Source organism: Fructobacillus sp. ESL1129 (genome assembly GCF_058507945.1).
Map to the genome: position 1 here is coordinate 960,878 of NZ_CP196668.1, position 22,084 is coordinate 982,961.

The window sequence follows — 22,084 nt, forward strand, 5'->3', positions numbered from 1 at the left end:
TAGGCGAAATCCGTGGCAGTAACAAACAAATTATAAATTAAATGTTTCATTTGATTTTGGAAACCTAATTTATTTTCTAATACAAAAAAAGTCATCACACCAATTGATGTGATGACTTTTTCATTTAGTAATTAAGCTTCCGGATTTTCCTTGTAGGACAAGGCCGCCACGTTCAGTGTTTTATCAGCGAGGTCTTTGGTGAAGGAGGTTTCGTGGGAAACGATGATGGCGTTTCCTGGGAAGGCTTTGATGGCCTTGTAAAGGGCGTTTTTCGTTTCTTCATCCAAGTGGTTGGTTGGCTCATCGAGGATGAGGAAGTTGGATGGCTTCATCTCCATGATGGCCAGTTTAACCTTGGTCTGCTCCCCTCCAGACAACTGGAACAGGGGCTTTTGCGCGTTTTCGGCATTGATGCCGGCACCGGCGAGGCGCTGACGCAATTCTTTGGGCATGATGGTTGGAAAGAGGTCCTGCATCGCCTGTAACGGCGTCTGCTGGTCGTTATCCCAGTCCAGGTCCTGATCAAAGTAGTTCACTTTGGCGGATGGTGAGAATTCCACCGTACCACCCAGTTTCGGGATGTCCCCCAGAATGGACTTGATCAACGTTGACTTACCAGCTCCGTTGAATCCAGCAAAGACTAACTTTTCTTCCGTACGAATTGAGAAAGTCACGGGTTCCAGAATTGGCTGGTCATACCCAACGGACAGGTTGGTCACCGTCAAAGCAGCGGCAGACTGTGAGTTCACGTATGGGAAGTTAAACTTCGCCTTCAGGTTCTCCTGAGGTGGCTCCACCTTATCCATCCGGGCCAGCATCTTTTCACGAGAACGGGCCTGCTTCGAAGTTGAGGCACGGGCCTTGTTCTTCGCAATGAATTTTTCAGCCTTAGCAATCTCGTTTTGTTGCTTCTCGTATTCACGAATTTGCTGGTCGGCGCGTTCAGCTTTTTGTCGCATGGCCTTTTGGAAAGAACCACGGTACTTGGTGATCTTTCCGAAGGAAACGTCCGCGATGGCGTTCGTGACTTTGTCTAAAAAGTCAAAGTCGTGGGAAATAATCATTGCCGCACCCTGATAGTCCTGCAAGAATCCTTCCAACCATTCGATGTGGGCCACATCCAAGTAGTTGGTGGGCTCATCCAAAATGATGACGTCATCGTTTTCAAGCAGGAGCTTGGCCAAGATAACCTTGGCACGTTGACCACCCGACATGTGTTCGAGTTCGCGGTCACGGCCAATGGCTTCCAAGCCCAAACCAGAAATCACGCGCTCGATTTCGGTGTCGACATCGTAAAAGCCGGCAGCGTCCAGCTCTTCTTGAAGCCGGCCGGCCTTTTCGAGGAGTTTATCCTCGGCCGTGGCGGCGTACTTCTCGTAGAGCGCCGTCATTTTATCCTGCTTATCGTAGAGATCTTGGTAAGCGGTATGCAAAAAGTCCACCAGGGTCATCCCCGCTGGAATCTCCGCGTACTGGTCCAGGTAACCAATCTTCAGGTTCTTGGCCCAGTCAATCTTTCCCTCAAGTGGCAACACCTGTCCGGTTAAAATCCGGATTAACGTTGATTTACCAGCCCCGTTTTGACCGACAATTCCCATGTGTTCGCCGGCCTGGAGCTCCAGATCCGCCTTATCGTATAATGTTTTTTCTGCGTAGGCCATCGTGAGCCCACTTACTTCTAATAATGCCATAAGCCTAATTCTAGCACATTTTGCCCCATTTCCATAGCAAAGCAGCACGGCATGCCCTATACTAATACGTGATACGAAAGGAAGATCCGAATGAAAGCACGCAAATTAAACAAAAAGACCATTCCCGCCCAAGATAAAAACCGGGCCTACCGTTTCTGGCGGGACGTTTTTGACCTTCCACAGGTCGGTGCACAAAGTGAACGGCGTCTGGCCGTTGATCACGAAGAATTGACTTTTGTTGATGGTCCGGCCGAAGCCGGTTTTGAATTACTCGTTCGCGATCACGAAAGCACCCTCCAGCAACATTTTAAGAACAACTTTGTCTCAGTGTTGCAACGTGAAGAACGCTTTGGTCACAAGGTTGCCTTGACGGTTCAAGACTCCGAAGGAAACCAGGTGGTTGTCGAAGGAAACCTTGATTAATTTTCCTTTTTTTCAGTAAAAATACTTGCCTAGTACTAGTTGTCATGCTACAATAATATCTGTTGTTTGAAACAAACTGGTTAGTTAGCTCAGTTGGTAGAGCAACGGACTCTTAATCCGTGGGTCCAGGGTTCGAGCCCCTGACTGACCATCATAAAAAAAGACCAACACTTCGCTGTTGGTCTTTTTTTATTATTTTTTTGTTCGGAACAATTGCGGAACTTGCGGAATAAAGTAAACCACGCTCATCTTCAAAAACAACGAAAACACACTTCCCATCAACATACCCAATGAAAAACTGGTATTAACAGCTGTCGGAATACCATCAATTTGGCTAATGAAGTATAGGAAAGCAATGGCCAATGCTAGTAGGGCCCACTTATTTCGATAAATCACCACCGGCTTTTGTACCGTTAAATAAAGCGTGATAACTGATACCAATAGAATAATTGCCGCCACGGTTGTCACTTGGCTCGGCAAAGTAACGTAGCGTGACAAAAGACCGATTGGCAAACAGACAATACTGATGCAATAGGCTAATGCATATAGGTACTGTTGCCGGACAGACTGCCGATCAACGCTTTCAAAGTGTGCTAACATTTCTTGATCCTCCTTCAATAATTCATCTAAAGAAACATGATAACGGTCACTAATGGTGACGATATCTTGAATACTGGGGTAACTCTTTCCCTTTTCCCAATTAGAAATTGTTTGTCTGGTTAGATGTAAATCTTGCCCGAGTTCTTCTTGCGTTAGGTTAAAAGTCGTTCGGATTCGTTTGATCTTTTCTCCGATTTGCATGCTGTACGCACCTCCCATGCCTCTAAACTAGCAATAATTGGCTGATTTTGGTAGCAAAAGAAGTTAACATTGCCTTTGTTAACGACTTTTCCCTGCTAATAAGAAAAAACACCAAACGTTTTATAACAACCGCTGGTGCTTTTCCAAAATTGTTTCTACTGACGATATACCGCGTAATCCATGTTACCGCCGTTGTAAGCATAGGCCGTCTGGTAATTCCAAACCGAAACCGCCGCACCTTCCTGCTCACCGTGTGCGTAGTTAACTGAAATGGCGTTTTGACCATCCGTCATAACCTGAACGTGACCAGCCGATCCCGCCGATGCACCAGGCGTTCCCCAAATGACAATATCTCCACGCTGGGCATCCCAGGGTTGGTTATTGGCAATTAACTGGTACCCGTTTTGAGTAAGATAGTTCGGTAACGTATCCGTATTGTATAGGTACGCCGGCTTCGATGCCCCGGCCTCGTACAACGCTTCGGTCATTGAGCCCGAACAATCGGCCGTACCGTCGGTTCCGTTACGTGAACCGGACATATCATAAGTCAGCTGACCCATGTGGTTGTAGAACCAGTTGATAACAGCTTCGGAATCAACGCCCTGTCCAGTCGTTGTGTTAGCCGTTGGCACTGCTGTCGCCTGGCCAGCCTCATCTGCTCCACCCACCGCAGCGGTCGCCTCCGTGTTAGTGGGTACTGTCGGTTCCTCTTGGTTGGCCACGGCTGGCTCAGCTTGGTCCGCTTGACCAGTGGCAACCGGATTGGCCATTGGCGTAACCACTGGCTGACTCTGCGTTGCATCCGCTGACAAAGTCGTTGGCGCATCAGCAGCAGCAGTACTTGTTTGTTGAGCAACAGGCTGTGCAGTTGGCTGTTCTGCCGCTGTCGTTTGGCTAGCTGTTGTCTGCTGTGCCTGTGCTGGAGCCGCTTGGCTAGCCGCTACTTCAGCCATGCTGTTGGTAGCCTCTTGCCCCTGACTGGCAACGGAATTATTGGTCTGTTTCGTGCCAGACTGGCTCGCATTCCCATTCGTCGCGTCCTGTTCCGCTGTGGCCGTGGCTGTTTTCGCGTTTGACTGAGCAGCCTGTCCGGACTGAGGCTGAGTCGTTTGCGTTGCAGCTTCCGTCGTTTGGTTAACGACCGTCTTCGCCTGCTCAACACTACTTACCACTGGTTGTACGGCAACTGAAGACTGTCCTTCCTGGTTGGTGTTCTGACCGTTCGATTGTTGGTTTGCCTCCGTTGACACGGTTGGCGTTCCCGGCTGCACAATCACAAGGTTTTGATCGCCATGGCCGAAATCAGCTTGTACCGCTTGCTGGTTACCGTTCAACAAACCGGCTGCTTGTAGCTTTTGAATCAATTCAGCCTGTTGTCCCAGTGTTTGTCCGGCAATCAGTAAGCCATGGTCGGTCAGACCGAGTTCCCCTGCGGCCGTATCCGGCGTCGTTTGAAAAGCCTGAGCAATGGCCGAGAGTGTGTCCCCCCACTGCACCTGGTAATCAGCTAATTGACTAACGCCCTGCTTCTGCACAGCTTGTTGCACGGTGGCAACGGAATTCGCCGTCCATGAAGTTTGCGTCGTTGTTTTACCATTACCCGTCGACAAGTCATTGGCCGAAGCGGTTGAAAAATTAACGAGCGCACTTCCTGCCATGACAGCACCCGTTGCCGCCAGGGCACTGGCTCCAAGCGAGACAACTTGACGCTGACGAGGCGCCTTTTTCTTTTTGTTCTTCATGTTTTGTTCCTCCTTTTATTTCGAACTAGTCTTCTCCAGCCTAGCAAAATTTCGCACGGCAATTGCTTAAAACAGCCAGTCTTAAACACAGCTTAACCATTTTTGCTAAAAGGAAAAAAGATTAACTTGATCGGAACAAGTTTGGCTTTGAAATCAACCTTTTCTGCTTAACTGCTTGACTTTTTACCGATTCATTAAGCACAAAAAAGCAGCGCAATGCGCTGCTGAAGCCGTTAACCTTGTATATCGAGCGATGATGAATGCCCCGGACCAGCCTGTTCAGGATTGTAATAGGCAATGGCCGCGTTCACAGCCGCCGGTGCCTGGCCAAAGCCCGTGGCAATCAAATCGACGTGATCAGGGTACGACGTGACGTCCCCGATGGCAAACAGACCGGGTTGCTTGGTTTTCACTTGGTCTTCGACACGCAAGCCAGCCTGGTCCCAATCGAGGTCAATTGCCCAGTGGCGCTCCGCTTGACCGGCCGTTTTGAAACCGTACTGAACGATGAGTCGGTCAACCGTCAACTCTTCGCTCTGTTGATCATCCTTCGGATTGGTCAACGTTAAGACAAGTTGCCCGTCTTTTTTGGCCACGGCCTCACTCACCTTAAAGGGCGTTTTTTTCGCCACCTTGGCCGATGCCAGTGCCTTAACGGACTGTTCCAAAGCTCGGAAGGCCTCTCGACGGTGAATCAAATAGGTTTTATCCGCAACGGATGCTAACTCCGTTGCCAAATCCACCGCTGAATCACCGCCCCCTAAAACCGCGACCGTTTGCCCTTGAAAAGCAGCTAAATCGGGTGCCGAGTAGGAAAGTCCCGCCGTTAATAGTTCCGCTTCGTTTGCCACCTGCAAACGCCGTGGTTCAAAGGCCCCCTTACCAGTTGCCAGAATAACGGACTTACTTTGCAGGATTTCCTCGCCATCATTAATGGTTAATTGGTAGCCACTGTCAGTGCGCACAAGGTCCGTTACGCGACACCCCCGTTGAATCGGCAAGTCAAAGCGTTTTGCTTGCTTGACTAAGCCATCAATCAATTGGCGACCTGTATCGCCAGCCAAGCCAGCCACATCCCAAATCTTTTTATCTGGATAAAGAGTGGCCACTTGCCCACCCAAAGCATCCTGCGCCTCTAACAAGAGCACGTTCGCATCCCGTAGGGAAGCGTAATAACCAGCAAAAAGGCCAACTGGTCCGGCACCAACGACAATAATATCGTACATTTTTGACATTTTTATCCTCATTATACGGAAAAAACCGTTTTTATCTGTTTTTAAACCCAAAAAATCAAGAAATTTTGCTATACTTATTGTACCGAACCTAAGGAGACTTTCAATGGCACAATACAAAATGATTTTAGACCTTGATACCGGTATCGATGATGCTTTAGCCCTGGCCTATGCGGTTGGACATCCAGACATCGAACTAATCGGGATTATCGCTTCCTACGGGAATAACCTAACGGACGTGACGGCTCAAAATTCCCTCAACCTCTTAGACCTCTTGGGAGCGTCTGACGTACCCGTCTTCTATGGTGCCAGTCATTCGACGACCACTGACGACTTTACCGTCATGGAAGTTTCCAAGACAATTCATGGCCAAAACGGTGTGGGGGACGTCGAGGTGCCGACTTCGCCTCGCCAGTTGGCTGAACAGTCCGGCATTGACTTTTTGATTGATGCCGCCCATGAGTTCAAAGACCAGTTAGTTTACTTGCCAACTGGTCCCATGACAAACCTAGCCTTGGCCCTTCAAAAGGATTCAAGCATTGCCCAATTGATTGGTCAAACGACGTTGATGGGTGGGGCGTTAACGGTGCCTGGTAACGTCACTCCTTTTACGGAAGCCAACATTAACCAAGACCCTGAGGCCGCTGACGTTGTCTTCCGAAAGCAAGAAAATCTGACAATGGTGGGCCTTGATGTCACCCTCCGCACGCTCTTAACCAAGAAACATACGGCTGAATGGCGAGCACTGGGGACACAAAAGGGGCAACTCTATGCCGATATGATGGACTACTACATCGACGCCTACTTCAACCTTGATATCGATAAGCGTGGGGCTGCTCTCCACGATCCGTTAGCCGTTGCCGTGGCTGTTGAACCCGACTATGTCGAGACACTGCCACTCAATATGAAGGTAACAACTGACCGTGTGTCCGGCGATTATGGTCGAACAATCGGAAATACCGACAAGCTCTTAGACAAAACCACATCAAAGGCTGCTGTTTTGGTTGACCAAGACCGTTTTGTTTCTGACTTCCAGCAAATGATGCTGACCGTTCTCTCAGATTAAAAATCTTTTCAAATAAGAAAGGCTTCGCCAATTGGCGAAGCCTTTTTCTTTTACTTACTTTCCTGAAACTTCGGCTAATTTGTCGTCAATCATTTGCAAGACTTTTTCACGAGCCGCTGCGTCTTCCACAAAGTTCAGTTCGTCGCCATTAATCAACAACTTAGGGGAACGATCATACTGGTCAAACCAGTTTTCATATCGGGCGTTCAAGTCCTTATAGTATTGATAAAGCTCAGGGTCCTGGTCCACTTGTTCATATGGTCGACCACGTTTGGCGATTCGTTCCAGCATCGTTTCTAACGAAACACGCACGTGAATGAGAAGGTCCGGCGTTTTCAACCGGTTGTCGTCATCCACTTCTTCCAAGACGTTGTTGACAAGATCCTTATAAATCTCAACTTCTGTTTGGGTGGCACGACCAAGGTCAGCGTTTAACTGAAAGAGCAACGAGTCTTCGAAAATCGAACGATCGATAATCGCCCGTTCTTCTTCCTGCGCTTCCGTGATTTGGTCCAAGCGACTGTTTAGGAAGTAAACCTGTAGTAAGAAAGCATATTTTTTAGGGTCTTTGTAAAATAAAGGCAGAATTGGGTTGTTATCAACACTTTCATAATAAGCCTTCGCATCAAGGTGTTCGGCTAAAATTTCCGTTAACGACGTCTTCCCCGCACCAATTGTTCCTGCCAATACAATCATGATTTAATCTCCTAAACTTTCACTTTTTTTAGTATAGCAAAGTTATTCGAACACCAGTAGTCTTGACTTTTCGAAATCGCCCTTAACCTCAATCAAAAACGCTCAAGCAGGCTGCTTGAGCGTTTTTTACAGTTTCATGACTTTTTATGATTGTAACGTTTGGTTCAACTTGATTGTTACCGTCTTCTTCTCGCTACCACGGTAATACGTCAACTTCACCTTATCGCCAACCTTATGCGTATAGAGCTTCTCACGGAGATCAGCCTGCGTTGACACGCTCTTGCCGTCAATGCCAACAATCACGTCGTACTTCTTTAAACCGGCCTTATCAGCAGGAGAACCATCATTAACCTTATAGACAACGACACCACCTGACACGTCGGTTGGCACCTTCAACGTCGATTTTTGCTCATCGGCCGGAACCTGTGACAGGTTAATCATCGAAATTCCAAGGGCAGGACGGGTCACCTTACCGTACTTGACCAGCTTATTCACAATGTTGACAACCTGATCGGAAGGAATGGCAAAGCCAATGCCTTCAACGGCCGTCCCCGACGACGAAGAAGACAACTTCATCGAATTAATACCAATAATTTGCCCTGCTAGGTTAATCAATGGTCCCCCAGAATTACCGGGATTGATTGCCGCATCGGTTTGGATAACCGTTGAACCACCATAGTTGGCGTTCGACGTGTCCTCAGAACTTACCAAGCGCTTTGTGGCGGAAATGATTCCTTCCGTTACCGAAGAAGCGTATTCCGAGCCCAAAGGCGATCCAATCGCCAGTACCTTTTGACCAACGGCAATCTTTTCCGAGTCACCAAACGAAGCAGCGGAAAGGTCATCCGAGTCCGCGACTTTTAAGACAGCCAAATCAGTTAACGAGTCCTTCCCCACTAAATCAGCTACCACTGTTTTACTGTTGTTGGTGATAATCTGAATCTTAGCCGCGCCATCAATCACGTGATTATTCGTGACGATAAAGGCAGAACCATTCGCCTTCTTATATACCACACCGGAGCCTTCGGACGATTCCGTAAAAGTCGTGCCGGACTTTTTGAAGTTAATGACTGACACAACGGCATTCGCCACCTTGGTATAGGCTGACGAGGCTGTATCGGAGCTATTCAACTTCTTGGTTGTATTGGCTTCGGTTAACACCTTCGAATGGGTCACTTGGTAGTTTTGGTAGATTTCCTGCCCCGCAAGAACAGCCGAACCACCAATCAAACCAGCAAAGGCACCTGCCAAAATCAATTTCGTGAGCTTACTTTCCATAATGCACTCCAAATTTTGCTCTTTTTAGCTTACGAGTTAGCGATTAATTAAAGATTAACGCCATTAATCCTCATCCCACTGCTTGTCGGATGAAAGTAAATCGTCATCTACATAATCAAGCTCTAGTCGGAAGGTTGAGCCTTCCCCTTCTTTTGACTCTACCCAAATTTTACCACCAAATGTCTCAATCACTTCCTTGGAAATGGCCAATCCCAGCCCAGTTCCGCCCATGGCACGCGAGCGAGATTTGTCAACACGGAAGAAACGGTTAAAGACCTGTTTTTGATCCTTTTCAGGAATACCCAATCCCTGATCACGAATGGTGATACGCGCTCTTTTCTTAACTTTTTCAAGCGAAACGGTAATGACTCCCCCGTCGGGAGAATACTTGACCGCATTATTTAGCAGGTTATCCAAGACTTGAATGACCTTATCATGGTCGACATCAATCCAAAGTTCCTCATCGAGAATGTGGCGAACAATTTGTAAGGGCTGACCGTTCTTGTTAGCATTATTCGTCTTAATAATCATGTCAAACCGATTTAAAACAAAGTTTAACAAAGCGTTCAGATTAACTAACTCGGTTTTAACTGACATCGTCCCCTGATCGAGCCGCGAAAGTTCGAGCAAATCCGAGACCATGCGAGACATTCGTTCCGTTTCAGTCTGGATAACCGATAGAAAGGCGTCTAGCGTCTCTGGACTATCCTTGGCTCCATCGATTAAGGCTTCAATGTATGAAGTGACCGTTGTTAGCGGCGTCCGTAGTTCATGCGACACGTTCGAGACAAAGGCCTTCCGCTCGTCTTCGGTCTTCAATTGAACCGTGACATCACGAAGAATCAAAATTAAGGCGTTAATCATTCCCGATGGATCCTTGATCATTGAAATTCGCACTTCAATAATGCGATCCCCCAAGTCGATGGTAAACGGCTTTTTATTTTTGATCAGGTCACGAATGTTTTGGTATTCCGGCATGTTCATGACATCGAAAACCGGTTGACCAAGGGCATCGTACTCATTGACTTTTAAAAAGTTTGAAGCCGCCTGGTTAATGATGGTTAAGCGCCCTCTGGCATCGGTCAACAAGACGCCATCGTTCATGTGATGGAGTACCGAGTAAAGTCGGTTCTTTTCATTCGAAATTAACTCGGTCGACGACGCAATTTTTTGCGACATGACGTTCACTGAACGAGCCAACACGGCAATTTCATTGGAACCAGCAATTTTGTTGACCATGGCATAATCACCAGCAGTGATTCGCGCAGTCTGCTTAGCGATTTGTTCGATTGGTCGTGTCACTGTCCGCGAAAGAACATAGGACAGATAGAGAGAAGCCAAAACGGTCAAAATTCCGGCAAAAATAAAGACCCACATCACGCGACGAGCGTTGGCATAGACTTGATGGAGGTTACCGTAGACAACCACCACGCCAATGATTCGGCCATCCTCTTTCAGCGGGGTGGTGACAATTACCTCCTGCCCCTTTGCCCGGTCATTTGTTCGAACAGCCCGGTAAGCCGGACTATTGGAAAGAGCAAGCTTCGTGTTAGCATCAAAGCGGGTCGTCATGGCCTTTTGACTTTTCAGACTAACTTGATCGGTAACGATTTTCCCATCTCGATTATAGACAACGACATTATCGACCATTCGGTCATCAAAACTTTTCACGGCCGACGACATGTTGTTTTTTGACTGTTGATTGTCGGTATGAACCAGTCCCTCAATGACCTGATCTTTCAGATAGGTCGGCATCGTCAGTCGTTGACGCGAAGTGAGCAAATCCGAAGACTCAATCTGGTGAACGAAAAAAATCCCGACTGACTCAAATAAAATCACAAAAAAAAGGACAAAGACTAGCGACAGTCTAAAGCGAATCGATTGTAAAACATTAGTAAAAAAATTCATATTCGCGAACTGGCTAAAGCCTTGTCCCCCTCAATTGTCATTGCTGTCCATTTTTTCCGGATGACAGGAAGTATCCGACACCACGGCGTGTTCCCAACCAAACTGGGTGAGAAGGCACGTCTTCAATTTTTTCACGTAAGCGGCGAACCGTCACATCCACAGCACGGACGTCACCAAAGTAGTCATAACCCCAAACTTGACGAAGCAAATTCTCACGATTCATAACCTGACCGATGTGTTGAGCCATGTATGAAAGCAATTCAAATTCACGGTGCGTCAACTCAACATCGACTCCGTCCTTTGTCACCATGTAGGTTTTAGTATGAATCACCAAATTACCTAATTGAATATCGTCCTGACTGGAGGAAGCATCGTTCCCCTGTCCAGCCGCTTGTCGGTTACGTAAATTAGCCTTCACACGAGCAATCAATTCACGGTTTGAGAAAGGCTTCGTGATGTAGTCATCCGCCCCCATCTCCAATCCGATGACCTTGTCGATCTCGGAATCTTTGGCCGTAACCATAATTACCGGCGTCTTGTCCTTTGAACGAATTTGACGAAGTACTTCAATCCCCTCAATTTCGGGCAACATTTGGTCTAAAAGTACCAAATCAGGATGTTCTGAGTGGTACATGTCCAAGGCTTCCTGACCATCACTAGCCGTCACAACCTCGTAGCCTTCTTTAACCAAATTAAATTTAATGATATCCGAAATTGGCTTTTCGTCGTCAACAACTAAAATCTTGTACATAAACGCATTCCCACCTTAAAAATTTAACACATATGGGTTATTGTATCATACTTACAACAATGGTTGATTTTTTTACACAATAACTTCACAAAAAAAGCAGCCGTGCTTAGCTAAAAAAGTCGCAACACCACTGCCTTTTATCTTAAAAAATGAATTAACGTTAACAAAAATCAGAATAATCGTTACGTAACGAACGAGCTTTACTGATTACGACGACGGAAACGGTGCTTGAACAATGGACTGATGGCTTCGTTCATTGACACACGACGAATGGCTTCACCAATCAATTCACCAACTGATACAATTTCCAACTTCTCGAACTTTTTTGAGTCCGGCAAGTTAATGGAGTCCGTCACAATGACTTTTTTGAAAACGGAATTTTGCAAACGTTCTAAGGCTGGCCCCGAGAAGACGGCGTGAGAAGCCACAACATAAACTTCCTTCGCTCCGTGTTCCATCACCAACTGAGCCCCCTGTGTAATCGTTCCGGCCGTGTCAATCATGTCATCAATCATGATGGCTGTCTTACCGGCAACATCACCAACAATGGAACCCACTTCAGCAACATTAGGCTTAGGGCGGCGCTTGTCAATAACGGCCACAGGCGCATCCAAACCAAGCATGTTGTTCAAGTTCCGGGCACGAGTCATGCCACCATGGTCGGGTGACACTACAACAGCGTTTTCCTTATCCGCAATACCCGTTTCAATCAAGTAATCAGCCAACAAAGGCGCTCCCTGCAAGTGATCCATTGGTAAATCAAAGAATCCTTGAATTTGAGCAGCATGAAGGTCTAAGGCCATTACACGAGTTGCCCCCGCACGTTCAATCATGTTGGCGACAAGCTTGGCCGTGATTGGTTCGCGAGAACGGGCCTTCCGGTCTTGACGAGCATAACCATAGTAGGGCATCACAACGTTAATTTGCTCAGCTGAAGCGCGCTTCAAGGCATCAATCATGATGAGCAATTCCATCAGATTATCATTAACGGGCTGTGACGTCGATTGAATAACGAAAACGTTTGCACCACGAACCGATTCTTCAATATTAATCTGAACTTCACCATCGGCAAAGCGCTTAACAGAAATATCCGACAACGGCACGCCAACCTCTGCTGCAATTTTTTCAGCTAAGGGATGGTTTGAAGAGAGTGAAAAGAGCTTGATATTTGACTGTGACATAGATTACTCCAGGAATCCTTTGCAATATTTCTCTTTTATTATAACAATTTTTCCTTTAAATCTGGGTAAAAAAAGACCGATTTTATCAATCAGTCTTTTGGTAAACGCTCCGCTCTCACAAAGCGTACTTTTGAATGGCATTGGCAACACCATCATGATTATTATCCGTTGTTTGAACGTCAGCCGCTTCTTGAATCATCGGTACTGCGTTTCCCATAGCAACCCCAATACCAGCCTGCTGAATCATCGTGATATCGTTTTCTTGATCACCGATGGCCATCGTTTCTTCTGGTTTCACTCCCAGCTTTTCTGCCAGCGCCAACATGGCCGACCCCTTAGAAGCGTCCCTATTCATGAACTCAAGGTTATTCGGTGTCGAGCGAACCACGTTGGCTCGATTCAACAAATCGGCCGGCACGCGACTTTGCACTTGGTCAACTTGATCCTGAGCCCCAATGATAAGCGCTTTAACAAAGCCGGTATTTTGCATTTCAGCCAGTGAGTCAACCACACGCAGAGGGAGTTGCACCACGAAGTTTTCCTGTGAAACAAAGACGTTTTGCAACCGATCCAACGTATAGGCACTAACATCCGATTCAAGTTGCAAATAGGCCCCCTGATCCAGAGCAAAGGCCTGGGCCTCTTTGTACAAATCCCAGGAAAGTGATTCATGATAAACAACCTTTGAATGATCCGTCGTTTGTGCCATCCCACCATTGTGAGTAATCACGTATTGCTTATCCGAAACAAGACCAAGTTCCTCAATCACGTCCTTAACACCAGTCGCCGGACGTCCTGTTGTAATGACAACATAAATGCCTTTTTCTGAAGCCTCTTGAACAGCCTTCTTCACTGCTGGCGTAATTTCACGGTTATCATTCAACAAGGTACCATCGATATCAATCGAGATTAATTTAATGTTTTTCATGGCGAATCCCTTTCCTCAATTAGGGCTATTATAGCATTTATTCCCGTACATCTGCCTCTTTAAAAAGTCATTCTACGGGTATAAATAACTATTTTATGTATTAAAAAAGAACGAAGCCGGAGCCCCGTTCTCTTTTCAAAATGACGGTTTGCTTACTTCAAAGCAGACCATTGCCACTTCGTGAATTCTTCGATATCACGACCTTCTTCACGAGTAACCTTCATGTGCTTTGCCAAGATGTCATCCATCTTAGTGATGAATGTATCAGCAGCAGCTTGATCGATTACGCCGCGGTCAGAAAGAACTGCGACAGCTTCCTTAGCTTGGTGGAAGCGGTCAAGGTGTGAGTAAACACGCATGTCATAAGTCGTTGTGATGTCACCATCTTCACGGTATCCGTGAACGTATACATCACCGCGGAACTTACGCTCGAAGAAGAATGATTCAACCAAGTCTTCGTATCCATGGAATCCGAAGATAACTGGTGTATCAGCTTGGAAGAACTTGTTGAATTCGTCAGCAGACAATTCACGTTCGTCGTTTCCAGCAGCTTCAGACTTCTTTTGCAAACGAAGCAATTCAACAACGTTTACGTAACGGAACTTAACTTCTGGGAATTCTTGGTTAACCAACCAAAGGGCAGCCAACGTTTCGATTGTTGGTTCAGTACCTGCAGATGCGAAGGTAATGTCAACCTTAGCAGAAGGTGCAGTAGAAGCCCAATCGATAACAGCCAACCCTTCGTTAGCAAGAACTTCAGCTTCAGCAGCTGAGAACCATTGCTGACGTGGTTGCTTTGAGATAACCATGTGGTTAACCTTTGAGTGTTCTGAGAACGCACGGTCCATCACGGCCAAAGTAGCGTTACCATCAGCTGGCAAGTACTGGCGAATGAAGTCTGACTTCTTTTCGGCCAAGTGAGTCAACATACCAGGATCCTGGTGAGTGTAACCGTTGTGGTCCTGCTGGAAAGCAGTAGAAGTAGAGATCAAGTTCAATGATGGGTAATCATTACGCCATGCTTGTTCTGAAGCGTGACGCAACCACTTGAAGTGCTGAGTAATCATTGAGTCGACAACGCGGAGGAATGATTCGTATGAGGCGAAGATTCCAACACGACCAGTCAACGTATAACCTTCCAACCAACCTTCAGCTTGGTGTTCAGACAATTGAGCATCCAAGATACGGCCTTCTGGGGCTTCGTATTGGTCGTTTGGTTCCTTCACTTCTTCCATCCACTGACGGTTCGTCGTGTCGAAGAGTGACCACAAACGGTTTGACATGGTTTCGTCAGGTCCGAAGAAACGGAATGACTTAGGGTTCATTTGCATTACCTTTTCAAGGTAAGTTGACAAAGTGAACATGTCCATGTTGCGGTTACCATCTGGCAACAACGTTCCACGGTTGTCAGCAGTAATGTCGTTTGTGTATTCGTGCCAATCTGGCAAGTCAAGATCCTTAAGATCTTCACCGCGCTTACGTCCACCGTTCGTGATTGGGTTAGCAGACATACGCTTGTCGCCCTTAGGAGCGATTGCCTTCAATTCATCCTTCAATGAACCGTCAGCGTTGAACAATTCTTCAGGCTTGTATGAGTTCATCCATTCTTCGAATTGTGGCAAAGTCTCCAAGTTGTTTTGACCAAGAGGCAATGGAACTTGGTGGGCACGGAATGAGTTTTCAATTGGCATTCCCTTTTGGTCCTTACGTGGACCACCCCAACCCTTAGGCAAGCGAGCAATGATTACAGGCCATGCAGGGATTGTACCATCTTCATACTTACCGTCTTCACGGGCAGCCTTTTGGATAGCTTGGATGTCTTCGATGGCTTGGTCAAAGATTGACGCAGCCTTTTCGTGATAAGCCATGTAGTCATGGATGTCGTCGTTTTCGATGAAACGAGCTGAGTAACCAAGACCCTTGAAGAAGTTTGTGATTTCTTCATCTGACATACGAGCAAAGACAGTTGGGTTAGAAATCTTAAATCCGTTCAAGTCCAAGATAGGCAACACAGCACCATCATTCTTAGCGTTCAAGAACTTGATTGAGTGCCATGAAGTCATTGATGGACCAGTTTCGGCTTCCCCATCACCAACAACCGCGAAAGCGATTTGGTCAGGGTTATCCAAAACAGCACCGAAGGCGTGGGACAATGAGTATCCCAATTCGCCACCTTCGTGCAAAGAACCTGGCGTTTGGGCCGTCATGTGCGAACCAATTCCACCTGGGAATGAGAAGCGCTTGAACAACGTTGACATACCCTTCAAGTCTTGTGTAACTTCTGGGTAGTCTTCCGTATATTCACCATCAAGGTAGGCGTTGGTTACCATTACCTGGCCACCGTGTCCTGGACCACCGATGTAGAACATGTTCAAGTCATACTTGTTGATCAGACGGTTTGCGTGAGCGTACAAGAAAGTTTGACCAGAGATCGTTCCCCAGTGCCCGATAGGCTTAACCTTCACGTCTTCAGCTTGAATTGGCGTCTTAGTTACTGAGAACAATGGGTTTGACTTCAAAAAAATCATCCCAGCTGACAGATAGTTGGTAGCACGCCACCACTTGTCAACGAGTTCCAAGTACTCTTTTGAGTTGTAATCAACCATGTAAATAGTACTCCTTTTTCTTTCCACGAAGGACGCTTATGCAATCCTTCGGTTAAATATTTACAAGTATTATTATATCTGCACATTAAATGGGTTTCAAGATAATTGGGGCGATGGAACGAACTTTCTCGATTTTGGTTACACCTGTTTTTATAATTGGACCGTTCCAATTATAAAAAGGACGACTTTTGCCTTTTTGCCCACAAAAGTCGTCCCACCGATCATTCCGAACCAATCGATACGAATGCGTTATAACGTAAGTATTTGTAATGCAGCCGCATGTTTGCGTACTCCAACGGGGTGCCATCATCCATGAAAAAAATCCCCTCCATGATGCCAACCGGTTCCGTTTTCTTCAGTTTCAACAGGTGCTGTTCCTCCTCATCGGAAGGTGCGGCCATAATCGTCATGAAGGACCGCGTGACTTTCTTCTGCTTTTCCTTTTCCACGTAGCCATAGATTGACTGGGTCACGTTCTCTTTCTTAAGACCCGGCAGCAGTGAAATGGGCACGTAACCGTACTCAATCATGAAGGGCACCCCGTCCAACTTGCGCAGGCGCTTAATTTCATAAACAAAGTCACCATCGTTTAGAAAAAGCGCCGACTGCTGTTCCTCATTAGCCTGAATCACACGAAAGTCGAGTAACTCAATGGAGGGCGCCTGTCCGTTAATCCGAAAGGAATCCGAAACCCCTAGGTTGGAGCCTTCATGCTGGAAAATGGCCTGATTCTTTAGGTACAAAGGATTCACAAAAGTCCCGGAACCCCGTTTTTTAAAAATAATTCCCTGCTGAACCAGCACCGAGAGGGCCCGCTTAATGGACGAACGCGATACCCCGTAATCTTCGGCCATGGAGCGCTCATCGGGCAGTTTTAATTCCGGGTAGGCACCCTGATAAATTTTTGCTTTGATGTCGGCTTGCACCGATACGTATTTTGCTTGTGTCATGGTTTCAGTTTAGCACAAATTGGTCGGACCAGTTTCTCATCTGGTCTTACCCCTTTGCGATTGTGTTAAAATAAATCCATGGCAAAGAAGAAAAAAGACAAAAAAACACTCCCCGAACTTGTTTTAGAAAAGCACGGTGTTTCCTACGAACCGCTACACTTGAACGCTCTTGACCTGACAGAGGAAGAAAAAGCGGCCAAGTTCGCAGAACTCGGCATCCAAGAGTCCGATATCTACAAGACTTTGGCAGCCAAAGGAGACAAAACTGGTCCAATTGTTGCTGTTGTACCACTGACCGAACGGTTGGATATGAAGAAATTCGCCGCCGTTTCCGGCAACAAAAAGGCCCACATGTTACCTGTTAAGGAACTGGAAAAGACAACCGGTTACGTACACGGTGCGAATAATCCAGTCGGTATTTGGCAGAACAAGCATTTTCCGATTTACCTTGATCAACACGCGGAAAAGGCGTCCTTTATTCTAGTATCTGCCGGCGAACTCGGCCGTTCGGATAAACTGAACCCCAGAGATTTAGCAGAAATGATTGACGCTTCCTTTGAGGACTTAACGGAATAATCAGACACTCCTCTGGCCTAAGAGTGGTCAACACGAAATTTCAAAAATATAACATAGAATCACTGATTCTTGATCAACCAAACAAAAAGAAGCTAAACAAATGACATGTCCTAATTTTAGGGTTCATATCACAAGTTCGGCTTCTTTTTCGATTACCACGAGTTATTCATATTTGCCGGTGGAATGGGTGGCATCCCCGCATCATTGGCTCGGTAGTCCGGCGCCCGATCAGCAAACTTAAAGGTCGGCTTATTAAACATCAAAGTCGCCGTACCCCGTGCACCAGCACGGTTCTTTTCCAAAATAACATCAATCGGCACGGAATCCTGTTCAGGTTCGGCAGGGCCGCCCCCGTCTTCCTCACCGTCATTTCGATAATAATCATCTCGGTAAAGAAAGGCCACGATGTCAGCATCCTGCTCGATTGAGCCTGATTCACGCAAATCCGAAAGAACTGGTCGCTTATCCGTTCGTTGTTCAACACCACGGGAAAGCTGAGCCAATGCAATGATTGGCGTGTGCAATTCCTTCGCCAGCTTCTTGATGGAACGAGAGATTTCGGAAACGGCCTGCTGGCGACTTTCCGTGTTACCGGATTCAATCAATCCCAAATAATCAATCATGACTAGACCAAGGGGGTGTGGATTTTCATCGCGCTCCTCTTCAGACATGTTCGCCAACAAATCCTTCTCCAACTGACGCAGCTTGGCCGAAATTTGGGCCATTCGGATGCCCGGTGTATCGTCCATATAAATCTTCATGTTCGACAATGATTGGAGGGCAACCGTTAATGAATTCCAGTCTTCTTCCTGCATCTGACCAGTGGTGATGTGGTTGGAATCAATCGATCCTTCAGCCGCCACCAAACGGGTGACCAAATCAACCGCTCCCATTTCCAACGAAAAGATGACAACGGGCACTTTTTCGGACTTGGCAGCGTTTTTCGCTAAATTCAGCACGAAGGCCGTCTTACCAACGGCCGGACGGGCCCCGATGACAATCATCTGATCCTCACGAAAGCCGTGCGTCAACTTATCTAATTCAGGATAACCTGTGGCTAACCCGACAACATCGGACTTGTTTTCCACAGCGGCGGTCAAATTATCATTGAATTCGTCAAGAACGTCTTGAATGCGTTGCAGCCCATCATCCCCACGGTTTTCAGCCAACCGGTCAACTTCGTGCGAAACCTCTTCCAAGAGTTCCGCAGAATCTTTGGCTCCGTCATAGGCTAAGGACATGTTTTTCGTCAACGTCTCAATCAAGCGGCGTAGCACGGCTTTTTCGTGGACGATATCGGCATAATGCTTTAGGTTCGCAGCTGACGCCGTTGATTCAGCGAGTTCAGCCAAGTAGGCAATGCCACCAACGTTTTCCAACTGCTGGTTCGCGTTTAACTTATCTTGTAAAGTCAACACGTCAATTGGCCGATTTTCAGCGACCAAGGACTGCATGGCTTTAAAAATTTCCTGGTGAGCGGCCCGGTAAAAGTCCTTCGGTTCAAGGATGGCTTCGGCCGTCACCATGGCAGTATCAGAATGCACGTCAAAGAAAATCGCCCCAAAGACGGCTTTTTCAGCTTCGATGTCTTGGGGCGCTTGTCGGTATTCGTTAGCCATTAATGAAACATCGGCCATGATTAACCCTCTTGAACGTGAACACGCAAGTCAGCTTGAACTTGCTTGTGCAACTTCACTGGGACAGTAGTGAAGCCCATGGCGTGAATGGGTTGGTCAAGCAATAACTTGCGCTTGTCCAACTTAACCTGGTATTGCTTTTCCAAGGCCGCCACAATTTGCTTTGAAGAGATGGCGCCGAAGAGACGGCCGTCCGTTCCGGCTTTTCCTGGAATCGTAACAACGGTCTTCTCGTTTTCGAGCAACTTCTTCAAATCTTCGGCCGCTGCCAATTCAGCCGCTGCTTGCTTTTCTTCAGCCTTTTGGCGACCCTTAACAGCACCCAAGTTCTTACCAGTTGCTGGTTCTGCCTTTTTGTTCTTGATTAAGAAGTTGTTGGCGTAACCATCGGGAACGTTCTTCACTTCCCCCTTCTTACCGCGGCCCTTTACATCTTCCAAAAATACAACTTTCATGCGTGCCTCCCTCTGGGTTCTAACCCCAATCGCTTTACTCTATTATAACGTAGTTTGATTAAATTGATGCTTCTTCGGCCTCTTGACCTTCAATGGCTTTGATCAGTTCTTGATAAGCTTCGTCCGTCGTCACGTCCGCCATTTGCGTAGCAGCGTTCGACAAGTGACCACCGCCACCAAGGTCTTCCATCACCGTTTGAACGTTAAAGTCACCGTTGGAACGTGCTGAAATTCCAACCCGTCCATCTTGGCGTTTCGTCAATACAAAGGATGCCTTCACCCCTTCAATTTGCAACAGTTCGTCCGCCGCTTGGGCCGTAATCACCCCGCCATAGACGGTATCGTTGTCCCCAACGGAAATCGCCGTTGCATCACGCACTTCAGCATTGGCAATCAGTTCGGCCCGGGCCTTAAAGTCGCCAAACTTTTCCTTCAAGAAGGATTGAATCAATTCATTGTCGGCACCGTTTGCCCGCAAGTAGGAAGCAGCATCGAACGTTCGTGACCCTGTTCGGAGCACAAAGTTCTTGGTATCCACTTGAATCCCACCAAGCATGGCGGTTGCTTCCAAACGTGTGATGGCAGCACCCTTCTGATTCTGATACTGAAGCAGCTCCGTTACTAATTCAGAAGTGGACGAAGCGTATGGCTCAATATAGGTCAACAAAGGCTTATCAGCCAGCCCATCTTCACCCAAACGGTGGTGGTCAATCACTACTAATCGACCAGCCAACTCATTCAGCAATTCCGGCGCACCGGTTAACTGAGCCTTCGAATGGTCAACCAAAATCAATAGTGATTGATCCGTTGCCCGGTCCAAGGCCTCTTTTTCAGAAATAACCGAAGCACCCAGGTTTTCACCAGGAACTGGATCTTCTGGATCAGCATGCCGAACCGCCCGCAAAAGTGACTGAATATCTGAGAAAATGTGGTCTTCATCAACTACCACAAAGGCCTTTTTATGTCTTGTTTGACTAAAGCGCCAGAGTCCCATGGCGGAACCAATCGCGTCCAAATCGGGCGAACGGTGACCAACCACAAAGACCTGATCGGCCTGATCGATCAATTCGGCGATAGTTTGCGAAATCACACGAGCACGCACTCGCGTCCGCTTTTCCATCGGGTTGGTTGTTCCTCCATAGAAACGGGCCGGTGATTCGTCATCCTTAACAACCACTTGGTCACCACCTCGTCCAAGCGCCAAATCCAAGTTGGTTTGAGCCAATTGAACAAGGGAGTTAATGTCCTTTTCACCGTAAGCAATTCCCATTGACAAAGTCAGTGGTGAATTCTTTTGAGCAGTCGAGTCACGAACCGTTTTAACAACGGAGAACTTATCATTCTCGGCCTTTTGCAAATCCTGCTGATACCCCATTAACAAATAAGTAACCGGAGAAAGTCGGCGGACGTACATGCCGTACTTCTTCGCCCATTCCGTCAGCTGACCAGTGACTTCTGTCCGAAGCATTGACGTCTCTGAATCCGGCATCCCTTCCGTCACTTCTTCGTAGTTATCCACCGAAACAATTCCCGTCACCAGACGGTGATTCTGGAGGTTGGTTTCAAGGGCAACGTTTTCTGATACATCGAGCAGGTAAAGGGTTCCTAAATCTTTTTGGTAAACCAACTCAAAGGAATGGTCCAACCAGTTCACCGTGGGGTGACTTTCGTCGTTCATGGCCTTAACCAACGATGGTTCAGAATCCGAAAGCACATCCCCAATCAGATCACGGCCACCCATCATTTCCTGCAAGTAGGGGTTTACCCAGACCACTCGCTCGTCATCCAGCAAAATCACCCCAATCGGCATCTGCAAAACGGCTTCCTGTTGGCCGACTTTGACACGATGAGTTAGTTCTTCCAAATAAGAATCCGAATCTTGACTCGACAGAATCAACTGTCGCACCAAGAACCCGGCCATCACGACCAAAATTAACAGCCATACCAAGGCAAAAATCCAGTTGACCAAAACAGCCAAAACCATGGACAACACAGCCACCAAAGCCGACATTGCCACAGACATGACAAAAGTCTTATTTTGTTGATAGCGGGCTAACGCCCCAATGTTTAAAAAGGTTTTCATGTTTTCCTCAACAATCTTTTATACTTAAGCTCATTTTACCATATTTACCCTTTTCTTAAGAATTTGGTTGGGGAGAGTGG

The 22,084-nt window shown here is 47.0% G+C and carries 18 protein-coding genes and 1 tRNA gene; 4 read left to right on the forward strand and 15 right to left on the reverse strand.

The features are described 5' to 3' along the window. Positions 1 to 131 precede the first annotated feature (131 nt). Positions 132 to 1,691 (reverse strand): ABC-F family ATP-binding cassette domain-containing protein, encoded by a 1,560-nt coding sequence (locus tag ACSYSL_RS04725; RefSeq protein WP_029489929.1) that lies wholly within the window; start codon positions 1,689 to 1,691, stop codon positions 132 to 134. 90 nt (positions 1,692 to 1,781) lie between these two features. On the opposite strand from ACSYSL_RS04725, the gene ACSYSL_RS04730 reads away from it, so the two are divergent. Together ACSYSL_RS04730 and ACSYSL_RS04735 are read left to right on the forward strand one after the other, a co-directional pair. Continuing rightward, positions 1,782 to 2,114: a hypothetical protein gene (locus ACSYSL_RS04730; protein ID WP_010692012.1), complete on the forward strand. Its 333-nt coding sequence runs from the start codon at positions 1,782 to 1,784 to the stop codon at positions 2,112 to 2,114. A 78-nt stretch (positions 2,115 to 2,192) separates the two neighbouring features. Beyond that, a tRNA-Lys gene (locus tag ACSYSL_RS04735) sits at positions 2,193 to 2,265 on the forward strand. 41 nt (positions 2,266 to 2,306) lie between these two features. Here the strand turns inward: ACSYSL_RS04735 and ACSYSL_RS04740 are convergent. The 3 genes from ACSYSL_RS04740 to ACSYSL_RS04750 all read right to left on the reverse strand — a co-directional run bounded on the left by ACSYSL_RS04740 (position 2,307) and on the right by ACSYSL_RS04750 (position 5,892). Then, entirely contained in the window at positions 2,307 to 2,915 is a 609-nt protein-coding gene (locus ACSYSL_RS04740) for a helix-turn-helix domain-containing protein (RefSeq protein ID WP_491708469.1), read from the reverse strand. A 155-nt stretch (positions 2,916 to 3,070) separates the two neighbouring features. Next, positions 3,071 to 4,657 carry a peptidoglycan amidohydrolase family protein gene (locus ACSYSL_RS04745; protein WP_491708470.1) on the reverse strand — a complete coding sequence of 529 codons (1,587 nt, stop codon included), beginning with the start codon at positions 4,655 to 4,657 and terminating at the stop codon, positions 3,071 to 3,073. 233 nt (positions 4,658 to 4,890) lie between these two features. Further along, positions 4,891 to 5,892: an NAD(P)/FAD-dependent oxidoreductase gene (locus tag ACSYSL_RS04750; protein WP_491708471.1), complete on the reverse strand. Its 1,002-nt coding sequence runs from the start codon at positions 5,890 to 5,892 to the stop codon at positions 4,891 to 4,893. Positions 5,893 to 5,995: 103 nt separating this feature from the next. Between ACSYSL_RS04750 and ACSYSL_RS04755 the strand changes: the two genes are divergently transcribed. Continuing rightward, the gene (locus tag ACSYSL_RS04755; protein WP_491708472.1) at positions 5,996 to 6,955 is read left to right on the forward strand and encodes a nucleoside hydrolase; all 960 of its coding nucleotides are present in this window, start codon (positions 5,996 to 5,998) and stop codon (positions 6,953 to 6,955) included. 54 nt (positions 6,956 to 7,009) lie between these two features. Here the strand turns inward: ACSYSL_RS04755 and ACSYSL_RS04760 are convergent, their stop codons facing one another. The 8 genes from ACSYSL_RS04760 to ACSYSL_RS04795 all read right to left on the reverse strand — a co-directional run bounded on the left by ACSYSL_RS04760 (position 7,010) and on the right by ACSYSL_RS04795 (position 17,253). Continuing rightward, the gene (locus ACSYSL_RS04760; RefSeq protein WP_010690418.1) at positions 7,010 to 7,651 is read right to left on the reverse strand and encodes a deoxynucleoside kinase; all 642 of its coding nucleotides are present in this window, start codon (positions 7,649 to 7,651) and stop codon (positions 7,010 to 7,012) included. A 144-nt stretch (positions 7,652 to 7,795) separates the two neighbouring features. After that, positions 7,796 to 8,932, reverse strand: coding sequence for a S1C family serine protease (locus tag ACSYSL_RS04765; RefSeq protein WP_029489738.1), 1,137 nt, complete (start codon positions 8,930 to 8,932; stop codon positions 7,796 to 7,798). Between the two features lie 60 nt (positions 8,933 to 8,992). Beyond that, positions 8,993 to 10,768, reverse strand: coding sequence for an ATP-binding protein (locus ACSYSL_RS04770; RefSeq protein WP_491708473.1), 1,776 nt, complete (start codon positions 10,766 to 10,768; stop codon positions 8,993 to 8,995). Positions 10,769 to 10,874: 106 nt separating this feature from the next. Then, on the reverse strand, positions 10,875 to 11,588 hold the full coding sequence (gene yycF / locus ACSYSL_RS04775; RefSeq protein ID WP_010690415.1) for a response regulator YycF: 714 nt from the start codon (positions 11,586 to 11,588) through the stop codon (positions 10,875 to 10,877). A 200-nt stretch (positions 11,589 to 11,788) separates the two neighbouring features. Next, positions 11,789 to 12,769: a ribose-phosphate diphosphokinase gene (locus ACSYSL_RS04780; RefSeq protein WP_010690414.1), complete on the reverse strand. Its 981-nt coding sequence runs from the start codon at positions 12,767 to 12,769 to the stop codon at positions 11,789 to 11,791. A gap of 115 nt (positions 12,770 to 12,884) precedes the next feature. Continuing rightward, on the reverse strand, positions 12,885 to 13,697 hold the full coding sequence (locus ACSYSL_RS04785) for a Cof-type HAD-IIB family hydrolase (protein ID WP_010690412.1): 813 nt from the start codon (positions 13,695 to 13,697) through the stop codon (positions 12,885 to 12,887). Positions 13,698 to 13,849: 152 nt separating this feature from the next. Beyond that, the gene (locus ACSYSL_RS04790) at positions 13,850 to 16,303 is read right to left on the reverse strand and encodes a phosphoketolase family protein (protein WP_187753828.1); all 2,454 of its coding nucleotides are present in this window, start codon (positions 16,301 to 16,303) and stop codon (positions 13,850 to 13,852) included. 221 nt (positions 16,304 to 16,524) lie between these two features. Continuing rightward, positions 16,525 to 17,253: a GntR family transcriptional regulator gene (locus tag ACSYSL_RS04795; RefSeq protein ID WP_187753827.1), complete on the reverse strand. Its 729-nt coding sequence runs from the start codon at positions 17,251 to 17,253 to the stop codon at positions 16,525 to 16,527. A 78-nt stretch (positions 17,254 to 17,331) separates the two neighbouring features. Between ACSYSL_RS04795 and ACSYSL_RS04800 the strand changes: the two genes are divergently transcribed. Next, a complete protein-coding gene (locus tag ACSYSL_RS04800) occupies positions 17,332 to 17,829 on the forward strand; it encodes an aminoacyl-tRNA deacylase (RefSeq protein WP_491708474.1) in 498 nt (165 codons plus the stop codon). A 152-nt stretch (positions 17,830 to 17,981) separates the two neighbouring features. On the opposite strand, the gene dnaB is transcribed toward ACSYSL_RS04800, so the two are convergent. From dnaB to ACSYSL_RS04815, 3 genes are read right to left on the reverse strand one after another with little or no spacing between them, the layout of a single operon-like run. Then, positions 17,982 to 19,466: a replicative DNA helicase gene (gene dnaB / locus ACSYSL_RS04805; protein ID WP_491708475.1), complete on the reverse strand. Its 1,485-nt coding sequence runs from the start codon at positions 19,464 to 19,466 to the stop codon at positions 17,982 to 17,984. 2 nt (positions 19,467 to 19,468) lie between these two features. Further along, the gene (rplI, locus tag ACSYSL_RS04810) at positions 19,469 to 19,921 is read right to left on the reverse strand and encodes a 50S ribosomal protein L9 (RefSeq protein ID WP_187753825.1); all 453 of its coding nucleotides are present in this window, start codon (positions 19,919 to 19,921) and stop codon (positions 19,469 to 19,471) included. Between the two features lie 58 nt (positions 19,922 to 19,979). After that, positions 19,980 to 22,004: a DHH family phosphoesterase gene (locus ACSYSL_RS04815; RefSeq protein WP_491708476.1), complete on the reverse strand. Its 2,025-nt coding sequence runs from the start codon at positions 22,002 to 22,004 to the stop codon at positions 19,980 to 19,982. Positions 22,005 to 22,084 lie beyond the last annotated feature (80 nt).

Excerpts from the sequence above, each read along its gene's own strand:
- ACSYSL_RS04725 (WP_029489929.1), bottom strand. The coding sequence starts at position 1,691 with ATGGCATTATTAGAAGTAAGTGGGCTCACGATGGCCTACGCAGAAAAA.
- ACSYSL_RS04730 (WP_010692012.1), top strand. The coding sequence starts at position 1,782 with ATGAAAGCACGCAAATTAAACAAAAAGACCATTCCCGCCCAAGATAAA.
- ACSYSL_RS04780 (WP_010690414.1), bottom strand. The coding sequence starts at position 12,769 with ATGTCACAGTCAAATATCAAGCTCTTTTCACTCTCTTCAAACCATCCC.
- ACSYSL_RS04755 (WP_491708472.1), top strand. The coding sequence starts at position 5,996 with ATGGCACAATACAAAATGATTTTAGACCTTGATACCGGTATCGATGAT.
- ACSYSL_RS04745 (WP_491708470.1), bottom strand. The coding sequence starts at position 4,657 with ATGAAGAACAAAAAGAAAAAGGCGCCTCGTCAGCGTCAAGTTGTCTCG.
- ACSYSL_RS04760 (WP_010690418.1), bottom strand. The coding sequence starts at position 7,651 with ATGATTGTATTGGCAGGAACAATTGGTGCGGGGAAGACGTCGTTAACG.
- yycF (WP_010690415.1), bottom strand. The coding sequence starts at position 11,588 with ATGTACAAGATTTTAGTTGTTGACGACGAAAAGCCAATTTCGGATATC.
- ACSYSL_RS04815 (WP_491708476.1), bottom strand. The coding sequence starts at position 22,004 with ATGAAAACCTTTTTAAACATTGGGGCGTTAGCCCGCTATCAACAAAAT.
- ACSYSL_RS04785 (WP_010690412.1), bottom strand. The coding sequence starts at position 13,697 with ATGAAAAACATTAAATTAATCTCGATTGATATCGATGGTACCTTGTTG.
- rplI (WP_187753825.1), bottom strand. The coding sequence starts at position 19,921 with ATGAAAGTTGTATTTTTGGAAGATGTAAAGGGCCGCGGTAAGAAGGGG.
- ACSYSL_RS04795 (WP_187753827.1), bottom strand. The coding sequence starts at position 17,253 with ATGACACAAGCAAAATACGTATCGGTGCAAGCCGACATCAAAGCAAAA.
- ACSYSL_RS04740 (WP_491708469.1), bottom strand. The coding sequence starts at position 2,915 with ATGCAAATCGGAGAAAAGATCAAACGAATCCGAACGACTTTTAACCTA.
- ACSYSL_RS04800 (WP_491708474.1), top strand. The coding sequence starts at position 17,332 with ATGGCAAAGAAGAAAAAAGACAAAAAAACACTCCCCGAACTTGTTTTA.
- ACSYSL_RS04750 (WP_491708471.1), bottom strand. The coding sequence starts at position 5,892 with ATGTCAAAAATGTACGATATTATTGTCGTTGGTGCCGGACCAGTTGGC.
- dnaB (WP_491708475.1), bottom strand. The coding sequence starts at position 19,466 with ATGGCCGATGTTTCATTAATGGCTAACGAATACCGACAAGCGCCCCAA.
- ACSYSL_RS04790 (WP_187753828.1), bottom strand. The coding sequence starts at position 16,303 with ATGGTTGATTACAACTCAAAAGAGTACTTGGAACTCGTTGACAAGTGG.